Below are 16,067 nucleotides of genomic sequence, written 5' to 3'. Positions count from 1 at the left end.
GTGAAAGGAAGTGTCTGACTATGCTGATTGATAACAACCCGCAAATTCATACTATTACGCCCGCCCGGATCACCAAGGTCTTCTACCCTTACGTGATTGCCAAAACGGAAGCTGGGAGTTACGTCAACATTAATTTAAGCGACAAGGAACGCCATGACCCGCTGTTTTGGGAATCCATTACCAATATTGCCAAAGCCAAGCTCTGGGTCCCGATTGGCGAACGATTCCACCAACTCCTGTCGTACGACTGGATGTACAGCCCAGCCGACTAACCTAAGTTTATTCAACCCCAACGCCGTTCAAGTGAACGGCGTTTTTTACTGACCTTTTATCCGAAACCGGAGATCTCGCGTCATAGCCCCGCACAAAAAAAGCATCACCTGGCGGTCTTTTGACCGCCAGCCAATGCTGGACAATGGTGCTTTTTTAAACTTAACGTTCCATCGGTTTGCGTAGGATCTGGGCCTTACGGATCAAATCTCGTCGCGTTTGGTACGGCAAGATCTTCGTCTTGTGGGCGGCAAACCCGTCATACGAACCACCAACGCCCGCCACGGCGAAACTCAACAGGTCCCAGATACCTTGGGGCCACGTCGGGTTAAAGGTCAAAGCCAACAACGCCAGAATCCCAAAAAACGCCAAACTGATGAATGCCGAGGCGCCTTGGCGGTTTACTCGGCTGAAATACGGGTAGTGGTGCATGAACAACGCATCCATCACCCCGAGAGCCACGACCACGCCCACCGCCGTTTGCAACGGCTGGGTGGTCGTAAAGTAATACGCTGCGCTAAATAAAATCATAAAGGTCAGGTAGAGCCAAAAGGCATGAAACCCGTATCGCCAGTCAAATTGCATCGCGAGCATCTCACTTTAACGGGAAGGTCTTCCCTTAAATTGGAGGCTATTCTAGCACGGACTGTACGACGCGGATACGGGGACTTTCCCCATAGTTAGGTTAATAACCCTACCAACGTCTAGCCTGAAATCCCTTCCTTTACCGGGCCACTACCATGTGGCGCACCCGGTACAAAAGTGGGATTATTTTTTGGTAAAGGTCCCGTGTTGCCGTAACGCCCAAGCCATCACCAGCCAGCTTAGTGCACTGGTGACCACTAAGACCGTCAATGCCGTCTGCGAACCGTTGGCCGTCTTGAGGGCCGTAGTCGACCCGGAAACGGCTTGTGCGGCCGCGATGATAGCGGAGACCAGGGCGGTCCCGATAGCCCCGGCGAACTGCTGTAACGAGTTCATCAAGGCGTTGCCGTCGGGTTTTAAATCCGCTGACAAGTGCTTCAACCCACTGGTCATGATGTTGCCAAACCCCATGCCAATCCCAATCATGTACAGGATATACAGCGCGAGCATCACGCTGGCCCCCAAGTGGTCAGCGAGCAAGGCCATGCAGATCAAAGCCACTTCGGCGAGGCCAATCCCCAATAAGATGGGCCGTTGGGCGCCAAAACGGTCCAGGATCTGTCCACCCACGGGCGCAAAGCACGCGCCAATCAAGGCGCCGGGCAAGACGATCAGTCCGGCTACGAACGCCGTTTGCTGGTCGACCAATTGCAGGTAGTTCGGCAAAATGAACGACAGGCCCAACGAGGCAATCTGCAACAAGAAAAAGACCAACAGATGACCGCTAAAGGCCTTGTTGCGTAACGCCTGCAAGTGAATCAGTGGTTGGTCCAGGTGTAACGAGTGGTGGGTGAACCAGATGAGGCCTAGACAGCCGATGATGAGTGACCCCAACACGGGCCAGCTCATCCAAGCGTACTGACTCACGGCGCTGAAGCCATAGATGAAGCCGCCAAAAGTCACGATGATGCCCACCATGCTGAGCCAATCGAAGGCCTCACGGTGCGCGTCGGGGTGACCTGCCGAATCGTGTTAACCCCCACGAAGAAGGCCACCACCAGAAACGGCACCAGGATCCAGAAAATGTAGCGCCAATTCAAAGCCGTGATCAAGATGCCCCCGTAAGTCGGCCCAATCGCCGGCCCAATCGCCGTCACCAACGTGCCGACCCCGGTCATCAGGCCCAACCGACTCAGTGGGACTTGCTCCAAAATGATGTTAAACATCAACGGTAGGGCAATCCCCGTCCCGAAGGCTTGAATCGCCCGACCGGTCAATAGAAATGCGAAACTGGGGGCACAAGCATCGACGATGATGCCAGCGATGAACAGGAGGTTTGCCGTCACAAACAACCCCTTCATCGGGAACCGGCGTTTTAAGTACGAGGAAATCGGCACGATGCAGGCCACAATCAATAAGTACAAGGTGGTCATCCATTGCACCGTCCCGGTGGTGATATCAAATTCGCGCATCAACGTAGGGAACGTGATGTTCATCGCCGTTTCCACAATGACCCCACTCAGCGACATCAACCCCGTCGCTAACACGGCCCCGATAACGCGGGGACTGATTCGATCTGTTTTAGTTGTCATACTAGCTTCCTTTCTGAATTACCATTTTTTAATCCGCAAGAGGGCTTCCCGAAAACCGGCAACGGCTTCGGGCGATAACCCGGCGATCATCTTGTAGTCCTGCTGTTCCAGATGTTGCGTCACCACGGGGACCAGTTGGCGCCCCTTAGCGGTGAGCGCAAGTTGGCGCTTGCGACTATCGTCAGCCGCCACCACTCGGGTGACTAACTCCCGGTCCACCATCCGCCGAATCAGCAATGACGCGGTCGAGCGCTGAATCTCAAACTCGTGTTCGACGTCGACTTGATAGGTCACCAAGTCTGTTCGGCGACCCAAATAATCGATCACCGACATTTGCATGCCCGTCAACCCATATTTTCGGGCAAAGGCATTCATCTCCAGTGTCATTTGGTTGGTGGCGTCACGCAATAGCCCGCCTAACCGTTTTTCCATCGTCCTACCTCCTTTTTGTTAGTCAGCTAACAATTATAATGAAATTCAGGAAAAAGGCAACCGGTTCCACCCTAAATTAAAAAGGACTCCTCACGGTCGGTCCCGCGGTTAGCCCCTTTAGTTGCGTTCATTACCAAAAATGTCGGTGGCGCAAGTACTGCGCAATCGCCACCATGCACCCGACCATCAATACGATGGTGAAGACCCACGAGATGGGACTATTGGCAATCGGCAGTTTCACGTTCATACCGTAAAAACCGGTCACAATCGTGGGAATCGTCAGCACCAACGACCAGATGGTCAAAAATTTCATGGTCGCGTTCAGGTTGTTGTTCAAGACATTATTAAAGGTCCGCGAAATCCGATCCACGACCTCGGCTTCGGTCGCGGTCATTTCGGAGGTCTGCCGAGCTTCAATGACCGCATCGGCCAATAGTTCCCGGTTCTTATCGGAGAGTTGCTTGCCAAACGGCTTATTGGTCAAATTGACCACCAGCATGGTGTTGTTGCGCGTGGCGCTGACGAAGTACGCCAGACTCTGTTGCAAGTTCGACAGCGCAATCAAATCCTTATTATCGGGAGACTGGTTCAACTGACGGTCTAGTCGGTTCTGTTCGGCATTGATTTTGCGGACAGGACCGATGAACTGGTCGAACAAGATGAAGAAGCTAATCAGGACGAACTCGTTGGTGTCCTGGATGGTCGTGTAGTCCAAGCGTTGCTCCAGGAGTTGGTTGACCCACTGAGTGCGTTTGGTGGTAATCGTGAAGACCCGGTTGCCCTTCAACAGGAGCGTGACTGGCCGGGTGATCGACCGTTGGGCCACGGCGTCGATAATGACTGGCACGTGGAGGACGAACAGTTGGGTGTTTAAGTACTCGTCGCGGTCATAGTGGGACCGTTCGTTTTCATCGGTAACGTAGGTCAAAATCTCATCGGTCAACCCGTACATCTGCTTGAGCTGTTCTCGGTCGGTTTCCCCTTCAACAGCCGCTTCGACCCACACCAGCGCCTGGCCGTCACCGCCTAATTTGCGTTCAGCAATCATGCCCGTTCCCCCCTTGCTCAGCGATGCTTTAAGTGTACCACGTTTCCCCCACCAACCTCCTCTTAGACGCTAAAAAAGGACCCAACTCATTTAAGAATTGGGTCCCTTTAGGGAATTTGAAATTAAAGTCAAGCTAGTTGGTTTCGTTCAACTGACCGGCGTAAGCCGTTTCTTGGGCCACGACCCGTTGCCGTTCCTTTTCGTTGTACCACGGGGAAACCGTGAAGGCCAACACGTCGTTGACCAGGTAAACGGAACTGTTGATAAACATCGCCAACGTCGCGGAGCCTTGGCGGAAGGAAATGAACCAGAGGACCATTTGCGCCAAACCGGAGGCAATCCACCAAACGTACTGATTGTTGAACCGTAGGAAGCAGATGATGCCCGCCGTGAAGCTGATGGCGAAACTAATGGCATCGACCCACGGCCGCGGGTCGTCGGTAAACGCCCCGATGCCCCAACCGGAGATCACGTAAATGACCACCGTGGAAACCAAGGCAATCGCCCAGCTCTTGCTGGTAAAGCGGCGAATCTTGGACGCCATATTGACGTTCCAGTCCGCACTGATCAAGACCGGAATATCCAGGGTCACGACGTACGCCACTTGTTCAAAAATCGTTAAGTAGTTTTTCGCTGCGAAGCCGGTGATGATGAAACAAATCGCCGACAATACTCCCAGAACCCCGTTGACGGACTTGGCAGCATTGATGGCCAGGACACACAGGACCCCGAGCGTCGTACCGATAAAGGTCAGAATCGTTAGGGGCGTGATAGGTTGCCCGACTAACGTCATGACCTGGCACCCCAGGCTAAAGAAGAATAGGTAATAGTTCTGTTGCGGCCAGCCTTTTAATTGGTGGGCCAAAAATTGAAAATAGTGTTGCATGCGAAAAACGCTCCCTCACCGTTTAGTTCGCCACATGTGGTATTTCATCCGGATGAATTCTTGAAATAAGCACAACATGTTGTGCTGTCTTTTTTGACAACGGTTATGATTATAGCATGAAAATCAGCCGAATTTGGGGGAAATTTGAAATTGTTTCATACGCTAAAAGTCAGTGGAAACCGATTCCACCCGGGCCACGCCCCGCGTGAAACACGTTTGCCAGAGAAGAGGCGGTCTCACAAATTTATTAATATGGGGTCATGTTGGCCGCTTATTTCGGACACAACGTCAAAAAAGACTTCTCGCGGCTCGCAAGCCTTGAAAAGTCCACTTCAGGTTTTACTACAACTGCGGGTTAGACCCGGTCGCGTTCAGCATCTGCCTTGCCCCGAGCCGTGACCGCCATCAACATCTGGGTCAGTTGATCCACGATCAACGTCGTTGGGTCCGCAATCTCGATGGTCTCGTTCATCAGTTCGGCCGCCGCTTGGACCACCCGGTAACACTCGATTTCTAGTTGTTCGCCACTGGGCGTCAACGAGAGTGGCCGAATCCGCCGGTCAGCCGATTCATAACTCGGTTCCACGTAACCACGCCGAATCAATTGCGAGATGCCCCGAGAAACGGCCGCCCGAGAAATCCCCCGACTATCCGCGACCGTCGCGGACGTCAATTTCCCCGGCTGTTCCAGGATTTGATGTAAAATTGCAAATTGGTCCACTGAAATCCCCGTAAGTCGTTGGAACCGGGTTGCTGATTTTTCTAACTCACGTTTTAAAGCCATGTAAGTTGTAAACAAGCTTTCAACATGTACGTTCTTACTCTCTTCCACTGTATCAGATCCTTATCTCCGCTGTCGGCCTGTGGGAACCTCCCCGCCGACTTTTAGTCGCGACCCCTATAAAACTGTCTATACAATTGATAATAAAGAACATTATTATAAAAAGTAAGGTCTGTTCCGTTAAGTTATCCCTAAGAAATCATGCCATCCGGTACCACCTGTCCGTGAGGCTACGCCGGCCGAAGACTAGTTTCGCGGTGTATTCGGTTTCAATTGTAACTTTAATCTGGTCATTTGTCTGGTTAATCCGCCATTTTTCGCGAGTTGACGGGCTACCGCCGGCTTTCATCGCCCATTTCTTTCCCCATCAAAAAAGATTCCCCCCACCACGCGTTGGAGGGAATCCATCGCATGACCCCCGCGGGCCACGCAAATTACATCGCCAATTCAATTAATTTTGCGTTTCGGATTCAAGAGATTCATCGGATCCAGTAGCGTCTTCAACTGATGCTGGAGATAATCGACGTTATCGTCCAGTTCCGGTTGGTTCCACTGGTTCTTCATCATCCCCACGGCGTGTTCACCGGAGATGGTACCACCTAACTCCAAGGTCTTCCAGAAGATCCGCCGTAAGGCTTCTAAGACCGCACCGGGGACTTCAGGCTGGTCTTTAGGCCAGACCAAGGTCGGGTGAACGTTGCCGTCGCCAGCGTGTCCCGCCGTGTAGATGGTCACGCCCAGGTCGTGGCCGACCTGTTGGATATAGGCCATCATCGGGGCTAACTGCGACAGTGGCAACGCCATATCTTCCATCAAATGGTTTTGCCCCGCAAAGACCGCCGGCAACATGTCTCGTCGGAGTTGGATGAGTTGCGCTTGTTCGTCTTCATCGGCAGTAACCTGAACATCTTGAGCATCATACTTGGCCAACAGGTCTTTTAAGACCTGGATGTTCGCGTCACTGCTCCCGTCCAAGCGGAAGATCAACATGGCCCCACTCTTGTCAGCGTAATGGGTCTTTTCGTACTTATCCAAAGCCCCAATGGTGTTCCCGTCCAATGCTTCGAGCATGGTCGGGTAGACCCCGGACATCCGAATGGCGGTCACGCCCTGGGCCAGTTGGGCCATATCCTTGAAGAAGGCCAGCCCCATGATGGACGTGCCTAGTGGAATCGGCATCAGCTTGACGGTGATTTCGTAGACGATTCCCAAAGTGCCTTCTGCGCCCACGAAGAGCTGGGTCAAGTCATAGCCGAAAGCCTGCTTCAACGTCCGACCGCCGAGCGTTACCTTACGCCCGTCCGCCAACACGACCTTGAGGCCCAAGACGTTATCCTTGGTGGCGCCGTAACGCACCGTGCTCATCCCACCGGCGTTGGTCGAGACGTTGCCACCAATCGACGAGAACGGCTTCGAGGCCGGGTCCGGGGCATAAAACAACCCCTGTTTACGAGCCGCCTGGTCTAAGTCACCATTGACCACGCCGGGTTGGACCACGGCCAACGAATCATCCTTACTGATTTCGAGGATCTGAGCCATTTTCCGCGTTGACAAGATGAGTCCTCCGGCAATCCCGTCGGAGCCAATCACGGTACTGGTAGCCGTGGTCTGGGGAATCACCGGCAAATGGTACTTGCGGGCGACCTTTAACACGCCCTGAATATCCGCTACACTTTGGACTTCTACGACCGCCCGGGCTAGACCACTACCGTCGCCCCCCGACGCATTCGAATTAAAGGATTGTTTCTGCAACGTTGCCTGATCCGTTAGGACCGCGCCGTCAGCTACCTGGGCCTTTAAATCGGCCAGAATATCATCATCGGAATACGCACTGAAAACTGTCATCGAATCACCCTTCTTCATTGAGTCAGATAAAATGAAAATGTACAGCTACATTATAGGGAGTCGCCCCCGGTTGTGCTAGAATTTGGGTTTTGACCTTCCAAACACCCAAAAACGGCTAGTTCCCGTAGGAACTAGCCGTTTTAGATGTCACTTCAACTGTTAAGCTAATTTTGTAAACTGCCGATTTTCTAACCGATATTGGTGGTCACACATTGCGGCCACGTCCGGTTCGTGGGTGACGATCACCACGCACTTCTTTTGGTCATGGGCGATGCTTTGGAACTGAGTAATGACCGCTTGCGTGTTGTCTTCGTCCAGGTTCCCCGTAGGCTCATCGGCCACGACCAGCCGGGCGTCACAAACCATGGTCCGGGCAATGGCGACCCGTTGTTGTTGACCCCCGGACAGGTGCTGGACGTTACGGGTGATCAGGTCTTCGCCGATGCCCAGGTCCCGTAAGACCTGCGTTGCGTATTCCCGGTCACCGGCGTGCTTGGATTCCGTAATTGCCATTGCCGTCAACAGGTTATTCAACGGTGACATGTACGTGAACAGGTTATAGGCTTGAAAGACGATGGCCACGTGTTTGCGCCGGTAGTTGGTCAGGCCAATCTTTTTTAGAGATTGGTCCTGCAACAGGATAGCCCCATCCTTGGGCGTATCCAACCCCGCAATCAGGGACAAGAAGGTCGTCTTCCCGGTCCCACTGTGGCCGAGAATGGCGTAAGATTCACCCTCCTCAAACTCTAAGTTGACGTTTTTAAAAAGTGGCTGGTTGGCATTCTGATACCAGTAGCTTAAATCTTGTGTTTTTAACATTGACGGACCCCCTTAAGAAATCAGGACTTTACGCGGTTCCAGGCGCAAGATGCCTCCTGAAGCCAACATAATCGACAGGAAGGTAATGGCAAGACCAAACCCACCGAGTTTGGCCAGATCGACCGCACTGACCGTAATGGCCAACTTAGTCGTTGCCGCGCTCTTTGGGTGGTCATTGCGGCTTGACCGCCGCCTTGGCCTTGACCGGCCATTGAACTGGTCGTTTGGGTGGTCGTTGCTGCCTGCGACATCAACTGACTGCCCAGTTGGTTACCGACGAATTTCCCGCCGACGCCCGCAATCGCTAAGGCGACGACTAAGACCATGATCATTTCGGTAAAGAACTGCGCCACAATCTTCCAGCGCGCTTCCCCTAAGGAGAGTAAGACGCCGATTTCAAAGCGCCGTTCACGAATCATCAGGATGACGATCAACGCTAAGATGATTGTCCCCGCAATCGCCACTAACCAGACGATCTTATTGGCAAAGCCTTCAACGCTACTCATCGACGCTTTGACCGTTTGGTAACTGGAATCGTCGGTGCTCAACGCATACTTGCTGGAACTGATAACCTTGTTCCCAGCCTTCTTGACTTGACTGACCTGACTCGGTGCCGTCACGTTGAAGGTCACAGAATCCGCCGTATTGGCGTACTTGCTACCCTTCAAACTGTTGGCTAAGGTGTAGGACGCATAAACCGTGTTCGACGGGTCAGTACTCATCGGCCCTGCCGTGCTGGCGCTACTGGAGCTTGCCTTATAGATCCCCACGACCTTCACTTTGACGGTCCCTTTATTGCCGGTCGTCTTCTTGATCGTCATGGTATCGCCTACGCTCAAGTCGTTTTGACTTGCCAGTTCCTTTTCGATGACCACGTGATTAGTGTTACGGTCACTGCTGGTAATCCCGCGACCCTTCACGATTTTGCTCTGTTTGTCGCTAAAGTCACTGGTCAAACTCGTGGCCGTAACCCCATCGATCTGGGTGTCACCGGTACTGGTGGTCGTCTTGCCGCCCATCTTACCCGGGCCGCCGCTAGTGCCACCGCCGCCCATGCCGGTACTGGTCGAGACCGTATCGTAGGACTTGGCGTTCGCCGACGTGGTGCTGGTCACGTTATAACTCCCAACATGCTTGAGCTTGGCAATCTTAGTCGCATCACTCAGCTTGACCGGGTTCAACGTCAGCTTCGAGCGCTTACTCGACTTCGATTGACTGCTCTTGCGCATCTGCTTGAATGCCGCTTGCCGGTTAGCCGACAACGTGACCGTTGCGCCGACCTCCGCTTTCGCTTGGTTGGTCGCCTTCACAGCCGCACTACGGATCAACAATCCGGCTAGTACGAACATCAGGATAGCCGCCGACACTAAAATCAACAGTATCGACCGCCCCTTTTTTGCCCAGACGTTCAGCCAGGCACGTTTACAAAAATTCATTGGGTCGCCTCCATTCGCTTTTTGACAACACTGTCAAAAGCCATGTTATGGTTATAGCAAACGGAGCTTATCGTTAGCTAAAGGCGCCATGCCGGCGTTAATAAAGGGTTAAGGTTGGGGTGGTCGCTTCGTCGGATGCCGCAAGGTCAAGTAGAGGACTGCACAGACGCATAATAAACTCAAACTACCCAAGAAGACGGCAATGGTCACGGCTAAAGGGTGCCCCTGGCCGCCCGGTTGTCCCAACGGATTGACACTTACCCACCACAACACCAGCGCATCCACGGCCCAAATCACCGCTAAACACTCTAAAGCTGCGCGCATCTTGGTTCCCCGCTTTCTGTGAACTTGGTTCTACCGGCAACACCGCGAGGCCCATCCCCGCTTGCCCTTAGGATAGCATGGTCGGTTGTCTAAGCGTGTAATTTAAAGACTAAGCGACTTACCCCGCAAATACCTTACCCCCTGGGATAAAAGAAGAGCCGGGACTGCTTCCCGACTCAGATTAGTTTTCAATTAAGCCTTTTTATCCGGTGACGTGGTCGGCTTCGTGGCCGAGAGCGGCGCCGTTTTAGTGGTCTGTTCCAGTGCTTCATCGTCTGGCAAAACGTCCGGGTACAACGCGGAATATTCCTGATACCAGTGAAAGAGGGTCATGGCAAAGACCTTCAACACGGCAAATCCGGGCACTCCAAGGACCACACCGGCCAAGCCGAACATCTTGCCAGCCGCCAACAGGACGAAGACAATCGTAATCGGGTGCATCTCCAGGCTGTTCCCCATGATCAACGGCGACAGGACCTGCGTTTCCAAGACCCATTCGACCAGGTACACAATGACCACCCCAATCAGCATCGACGGACTGGTGATCGCTCCGATGATCAACGCCGGAATCAGCGCAATGGCCGAACCGAAGTACGGAATCAGGTTCAACGGCCCCGCGATGACCCCTAGCAACAAGCCGTACTTCAAGCCGATAATCGAATACCCAGCGGAGAAGATGATCAGGACACAGAACGCTACGGTCAATTGTCCCCGAATATATGAGCTGACTTTTACGTTCATCTGGTCGAGCATCACAATGAACCGGTCCCGGTACAGGGTCGGCACCACGTGGCTGAGAAATTGCGGAAAACGTGAGCCATCCTTCAGCATGAAGAACAAGACCAGCGGCGCAGTAATCAGCGTGATGACCCAATCACTGACCGTGGTGACCACGTTACTGAGTGAACTTAAGGTCCCCGTCAAAAGGTTCCAGCCGCGCTTGGAGAAGTAGGTGGCGACGCGCTGATTGAGTTCATTTAAGTTGTCAGTCGTCAGCCAGTGATGTTGCTGGTTCAAGTGGTTCAGCTTTTGCATGACGTCGTTAGCAAACTGCGGCAATGAACTAATCATGCTGGCCGTTTGGCGGGTCAAAAAGGGAATCAAGTTCCAGAACAGCAACACGATGATAGCCACCGTGAGCACCATGGCAACTCCAATGGCGATGCCCTCTTTGATATGTAATCGCCGTTCCATGAGGTGGACCAAGGGATCGAGGACGTAGAACAGGATCCCCGCCACGATGACAGCTGGCGCCGCGATGCCGATAAATCGCCACAACGGGTTCAACAGGTGGGCATTTTGGGTCACCCCACGAACCACTAGCAGAAATAAAAAGAAATTTAAGAGCAAAATCGTAATGTGATTATTTAAAAATCGTTGAGAGAACCAGGACCACCCTGATTCCGGTTGTCGCCACTTATTCACAAGTCAGGCCCCCATTAAATTGACATATCTCTAGTGTACGGCCATGGCTGACAATTGACTAGCGTAAAGTCTTCATGACTAAAAAAGAGCTTGGACCCTTAAAAGTCCAAGCTCTTTATTTAGAGACCAAATTGGTGTTAGTCAAAACTAATCGGCGTTTTGCGCCAACTTGACCGTCGTAGCGGCATCTTCACCGTTGACCGTGTAAAGATGCTTGCCAGACTGCCACTTAACGGTGTTGGCCTGGTCGCCCTCATTGCCACTGTAAACGGTGACCGACCCGCTCTTGGCGTTAGCCGGTAACGTGGCCTTTTGCAATTGCTTGTTGATTTGCTTGGCAAACTGTTGCGGATTCCCAGCCGCGTCAGCATTATTAGTGACCGCCGTAATCGACCACTTGCCCGTGTTCCAGTGGACGTAGGTGTGGCCCATAACGCCTTGGGAGACGGCTTTGGTCGAGTTGGTCAGCTTGACAGCTGCCCCATCGGTCTTGCCCACGTAGTCAACTTCCTTGTTGGCCGTTTGGCTGGTGCCCAACGTCTTCTTTTGGAAGGTGGCGTTTTGATCACCGGACTTATCTTGGTACTTGACCGTGTAATTTTGCTTAGTGCCGCTGACGCTCTTAGCACTGACCTTAGTGCTATCAGCCGTAGCGGTCGTCGGTGCCGTCGTTTGGCTGACAGAACTGACGTCGTTAGCCGCGTGCATGGTCAGAGCCGTACCAGACCCTAAAGCGGCGAGAACTGCTAAACTGGACGCCGCCGTAATCCATAACTTCTTTGTACGTTTTGTCATCGCGAGATCCCCCTTATTCCTTAGTGAAAGACTTCAAAGCCGTAATGGTCTTGCCATTGCTTAAGACGAAGTACCGTGACCCCGTCGACCGCTTCTTGACGGACTTAACCTTCAGCGTGGTGCCCTTCTTCACTTTCTTGTAACGCTTGGAGTTCTTGAAGGTGCTCCCCGTGTATTCGTACAAGGTCTTCTTGGTCGTAACCTTCTTATCAGAGCTCAAGGCTTCATGGTAAGCGTGCGTTGAGTACTTCGTGTTTGCTGACAGGTAACCCAGACTAGTCTTGATCCGGTAGGACTTGCCACTTGGGGCTTTGACAATCTTCCCCTTTACGGTATCACCAGAAACGTAGTAACCGCCAGTCTTGGTCTTCAAGCTGCTGTCCTTGTACAGATTGAGCTTATGGTTCAAAGTAAAGGAACCATGTTGGCCAACCCAATAACCAGTCGCGTCTTGCGACAGAACCCACTTGCCTAGTTTACTGATGTATAGCTTTTGCTTTGAGGTCGACTGCGTCACGCTCTTGACCTTACCGATCTTATAGAACTTCTGGCGGTCGGAAGAGGAGATGGAGGTCCCATCAGCGTACTTCGTTGCCCCTTTATGCAGGTAGATATGTTGGCCCTTCTTGTAGCTACTGTAAGCGTAAGTCGTACTGCTATGGGATAAGGCAGTCGTGACGCCGTCCGTCCACCAAGAAATCGGGTGAACCGAGGTGACGGCCTTACTGTTATCCGTGTATTCGCCTAATGACGATAAGTAATGGGAATCCGTGTACTGCCACAGCGCATAAGAAATCGTTGGTGCGTAGGAATAGTTGGCAATCCATTGCGCATCAAAATTCTTCCGTGCCGTATTGGCGTAGCTAGTGGCGAAGGATTGGTAGGAGTAGAAGACCAAGTTTTTGTCGGTCAACGCCCGCATTTCCTTGTACCACGCCTTGACCGCAGCGTTCGTGGTCCCGGACGTCACGTCGTCTTCTTCAAAGTCCAAAACGTAGAACTTAGCATTTTTGTTTGACCGATTGTAGAAGTTTTTGGCTTCTGTTTTGGCGCTGCTAGCGCTGGTGAACCGGGCATAATCGTATTCCCCAAACGGAATGCCGTACTTGACGTACAGTTTGGTGTTGTTAGACGCATACTTGTCCTTGTAAGATGACCCGTATTGTCGCCGGTTGATGACGAAGGATACTTGATCCTTTAAGTTGGAGACCTGGCTCGATGTTAATTTACCTTGCCATTCCGAAATATCCGGAATTGCCAAGGTACTCGCGTGAGCAACCGTTTGGCCGCTCCAAGCCAGTCCCGCAACAGCACCGGTCAACGCCAAAGTTTGCGTTAGCCGGCGCAATAAATGATGTGTAAAAACCATGTTGGCACTTCCCTCTTAAGTATTAGATGATCCGACTCCAACGCTATCTACCGGCGACCATCTCGTTACCGGTAGCTCCTCCCGGTCACCACCTCCAATTCACTAAGTCTCCTTCACTGTAACGGATTTAAGTGTGCGGACCGTAACAAGTTAGTTGCAATTAGATTACCAAAAGTTACAGTTTGATTGACTATCGATAAGCCTCTTAATCGCCATTTTTAAGGATAATTCGTTACCTAAATCAGGGGTACTTCGGACTGTAAGCGATCACAAAACTATCGTATCAGCTTCACAAGGTTTTCTTGGTTTTTGTCCAGATTCGTTCAGTAGACACACGTTTGGCCGTCTCGGCGACTATCTTTTAGCCCCGTTGTTTGCCGTTTTAGCCGTAACTAAATTGGGGTGGCCGAATCCCCATTTTTTTGCGCTATGATGACAGGGTAAGCCTAAATTTATGTCAGGAGGCGTTTTCCCGTGCTTCGGCAATTCGTGAGTTCCTTCACCGGTCGGCTCATGACCCTACTTTTAGGGCTAATCGTCCTATTAGCACTCTTTTTTCCTGTAACTACCAGCACCGAGCGGGCCTGGTGGCCACCCTTAGTCCTCGCTTTAGCAAGTGCGGGTGGCTGGTGGGGTTGGCAACGCCTCGTCAATTATTGGACCAAGCATCCCGGCCACCACCGCACCTGGGCCGTCGGCTTATGGGGCGTACTACTCGTCGTCCAGCTCTTAATTGCCCTGACTTGTGTAGCCGCGCCACGCGCCGATTTGGCTCTGGTCCACCAACAAGCGCTTGCCCTAATCAACGGGCACACGACTTGGGGACCGTACTTTCACACCTACCCCAACAACGTGACGCTGACCCTGCTACTGGCTGGTCTTCTTAAGATTGGGCGGGAGCTGTTCGGGACCGCCACCGGGGTCTTCTTGAACTTGGTCCAGTTTGGCTGGCTCGATCTGGGTCTGGCGATTATGGCCCACCACTTACGCCGCCACAATCCCGTGACGGCCAATCTGTTCGTGGTCCTGGCTACTACCTGTATTCCCCTCTACACTTACGGTCTGACCACCTATAGTGACATTTGGGTCCTGCCCGTGGGCTTAATCGTGCTGGTCACCAGCCAACGGTTACGCCAGGCGACGACCTGGGGGCGGTGGCTCGTCGCGGCACTCACCCTCAGCCTAACCTTGACTGGAGCCATCTTGCTGAAAGCCAACCTCGTGGTCTTCGCCCTGGCGGTCCTGCTATGGCTCTGGATCCTACCGGCCACCCGTCGCTTTGGTCGCACTGGGGTCACCCTTTTATTGGGACTATGCCTGTTAGGCGGGAATGTTGGCGTCCACGCCGGACAACGCGCCGCGGGCTTTCACCCAGCCACGGCCGCAACACTCCCCGTGACCAGTTGGATAGCCATGAGTTGGAACCCTGATTACAGTGGGACCTATAACCGCGCCGATGCCCAAGCCGTCATTCATCAGCCCACGGCGGCTGGTAAACGTCGCGTGGCACGCCAACAGTTCCGTACCGCCATCCACCTGATTCAAAAGACCCGCCGCCTACTAGCGACTGGAACCTTTGACGGGTTCAACAGCAATTCCGCCTTCATGCGGTTACCCAACTGGGTCCGCAACCAGTCCCCCCGCCTTCGTTGGTTACTGGCCAACTGGGCCCAGATCAGCTACTTGACCCTGTTAGAGGTGACGTTAGTAGCGGGGCTCCGGCAGTGGCACGCGCGCCGCTGGTCGGCTGGCTTTTTGCTAGGCAGCTTGATGACCTTAGGTTTAGCCGCCTTTCACGTCATCTTCTGGGAGACCGCCGAACGGTACGCGTTGCCACTTCTTCCCCTATTTCTGACCGGCGCAGCGGTCGGCCTTACCACGCCCGCATGGCAGTGGCAGTTCCATTGGCCACACACTTGGTGGCGCCGTGGCGGCGTTAGCCTCATCGTCTTAGTCGCCCTACTCCAACTGGGTCTTCTAAGCACCACTCCCATTAACCAGACGGTGCGGGTGGTCAGCCAAAATGAAGGCCGGTATTATCAGCCGCATTTCGTGACCCTTGCTTCGCAGCAGACCGTGACCCAAGCTTTCACCGCTCCGGTCGCCTTTAACCAACTCAAAATCGACCCCGGCCACACGCACCTGGGCCGGTTGACCATCCGCCGTCACGGTCGCATCATCTGGCGTTCCGCCAAAACAACGCGTCTTAACCGGTGTCGCCTCCCCCAGCAACCAGCCGGCCACTACCAGCTCACCGTGACCAACACCCAGGCTAAGCCGCTCCGCTTGCACCAGGCGCAAACGACGGCCCCCCTGATTCCGGGGAGTCCAGCCCACCATTTGACCCTGCGCTTCTTTGTGTTACGCCCCCACACGGCCCCATTTATCAGCCCCGGCGTTGCGCGGTGGCTATTCGGGAGTCTGGCCGTCTTGGCCCTGCTTTTAATTTGGTGGCCGTAA

The 16,067-nt window shown here is 53.2% G+C and carries 15 protein-coding genes and 1 pseudogene; 2 read left to right on the top strand and 14 right to left on the bottom strand.

All coding sequences use genetic code 11. The annotated features are described in order from the left end of the window. Positions 1-20: 20 nt before the first annotated feature. Positions 21-272, top strand: a complete 252-nt coding sequence (locus H3M12_RS04755; RefSeq protein ID WP_129033110.1) for a hypothetical protein — start codon at positions 21-23, stop codon at positions 270-272. Between the two features lie 160 nt (positions 273-432). Here the strand turns inward: H3M12_RS04755 and H3M12_RS04750 are convergent, their stop codons facing one another. From H3M12_RS04750 to H3M12_RS04690, 14 genes and pseudogenes are all read right to left on the bottom strand, one after another. After that, a complete protein-coding gene (locus H3M12_RS04750) occupies positions 433-855 on the bottom strand; it encodes a hypothetical protein (RefSeq protein ID WP_129033111.1) in 423 nt (140 codons plus the stop codon). Positions 856-1,038: 183 nt separating this feature from the next. Then, positions 1,039-1,833, bottom strand: coding sequence for an MFS transporter (locus H3M12_RS13055; RefSeq protein WP_325065019.1), 795 nt, complete (start codon positions 1,831-1,833; stop codon positions 1,039-1,041). Continuing rightward, positions 1,815-2,447: an MFS transporter gene (locus H3M12_RS13050; RefSeq protein WP_318531351.1), complete on the bottom strand. Its 633-nt coding sequence runs from the start codon at positions 2,445-2,447 to the stop codon at positions 1,815-1,817. Before H3M12_RS13050 ends, H3M12_RS13055 begins: the two co-directional genes overlap by 19 nt. 18 nt (positions 2,448-2,465) lie before the next feature. Then, on the bottom strand, positions 2,466-2,879 hold the full coding sequence (locus tag H3M12_RS04740; protein ID WP_129033112.1) for a MarR family winged helix-turn-helix transcriptional regulator: 414 nt from the start codon (positions 2,877-2,879) through the stop codon (positions 2,466-2,468). A 130-nt stretch (positions 2,880-3,009) separates the two neighbouring features. Next, positions 3,010-3,927 (bottom strand): magnesium transporter CorA family protein, encoded by a 918-nt coding sequence (locus H3M12_RS04735; RefSeq protein ID WP_182150991.1) that lies wholly within the window; start codon positions 3,925-3,927, stop codon positions 3,010-3,012. Between the two features lie 133 nt (positions 3,928-4,060). After that, entirely contained in the window at positions 4,061-4,813 is a 753-nt protein-coding gene (pnuC, locus tag H3M12_RS04730; RefSeq protein ID WP_129033114.1) for a nicotinamide riboside transporter PnuC, read from the bottom strand. A gap of 355 nt (positions 4,814-5,168) precedes the next feature. Continuing rightward, entirely contained in the window at positions 5,169-5,597 is a 429-nt protein-coding gene (locus H3M12_RS04725; protein WP_129033121.1) for a MarR family winged helix-turn-helix transcriptional regulator, read from the bottom strand. Positions 5,598-6,041: 444 nt separating this feature from the next. Next, positions 6,042-7,439, bottom strand: coding sequence for an FAD-binding oxidoreductase (locus H3M12_RS04720; protein WP_182150990.1), 1,398 nt, complete (start codon positions 7,437-7,439; stop codon positions 6,042-6,044). Between the two features lie 159 nt (positions 7,440-7,598). After that, the gene (locus tag H3M12_RS04715) at positions 7,599-8,258 is read right to left on the bottom strand and encodes an ABC transporter ATP-binding protein (RefSeq protein WP_182150989.1); all 660 of its coding nucleotides are present in this window, start codon (positions 8,256-8,258) and stop codon (positions 7,599-7,601) included. 12 nt (positions 8,259-8,270) lie between these two features. Beyond that, positions 8,271-9,694, bottom strand: a pseudogene (locus tag H3M12_RS04710) (ABC transporter permease). Positions 9,695-9,802: 108 nt separating this feature from the next. After that, on the bottom strand, positions 9,803-10,018 hold the full coding sequence (locus tag H3M12_RS04705; protein WP_129033116.1) for a hypothetical protein: 216 nt from the start codon (positions 10,016-10,018) through the stop codon (positions 9,803-9,805). 192 nt (positions 10,019-10,210) lie between these two features. Then, positions 10,211-11,443, bottom strand: coding sequence for an AI-2E family transporter (locus H3M12_RS04700; protein WP_129033117.1), 1,233 nt, complete (start codon positions 11,441-11,443; stop codon positions 10,211-10,213). A 147-nt stretch (positions 11,444-11,590) separates the two neighbouring features. Then, complete coding sequence (locus tag H3M12_RS04695; protein WP_129033118.1) at positions 11,591-12,238, bottom strand: hypothetical protein; 648 nt, start codon at positions 12,236-12,238, stop codon at positions 11,591-11,593. 13 nt (positions 12,239-12,251) lie between these two features. Beyond that, positions 12,252-13,607, bottom strand: a complete 1,356-nt coding sequence (locus H3M12_RS04690) for a GH25 family lysozyme (protein WP_129033119.1) — start codon at positions 13,605-13,607, stop codon at positions 12,252-12,254. 474 nt (positions 13,608-14,081) lie between these two features. On the opposite strand from H3M12_RS04690, the gene H3M12_RS04685 reads away from it, so the two are divergent. Beyond that, positions 14,082-16,067, top strand: a complete 1,986-nt coding sequence (locus H3M12_RS04685; protein ID WP_182150988.1) for a hypothetical protein — start codon at positions 14,082-14,084, stop codon at positions 16,065-16,067.

The organism is Levilactobacillus suantsaii, from assembly GCF_014069315.1.
GTDB lineage: Bacteria > Bacillota > Bacilli > Lactobacillales > Lactobacillaceae > Levilactobacillus > Levilactobacillus suantsaii.
Note: the sequence above shows the minus strand (reverse complement) of the source record. Positions and strands in the feature narration are given on the sequence as shown.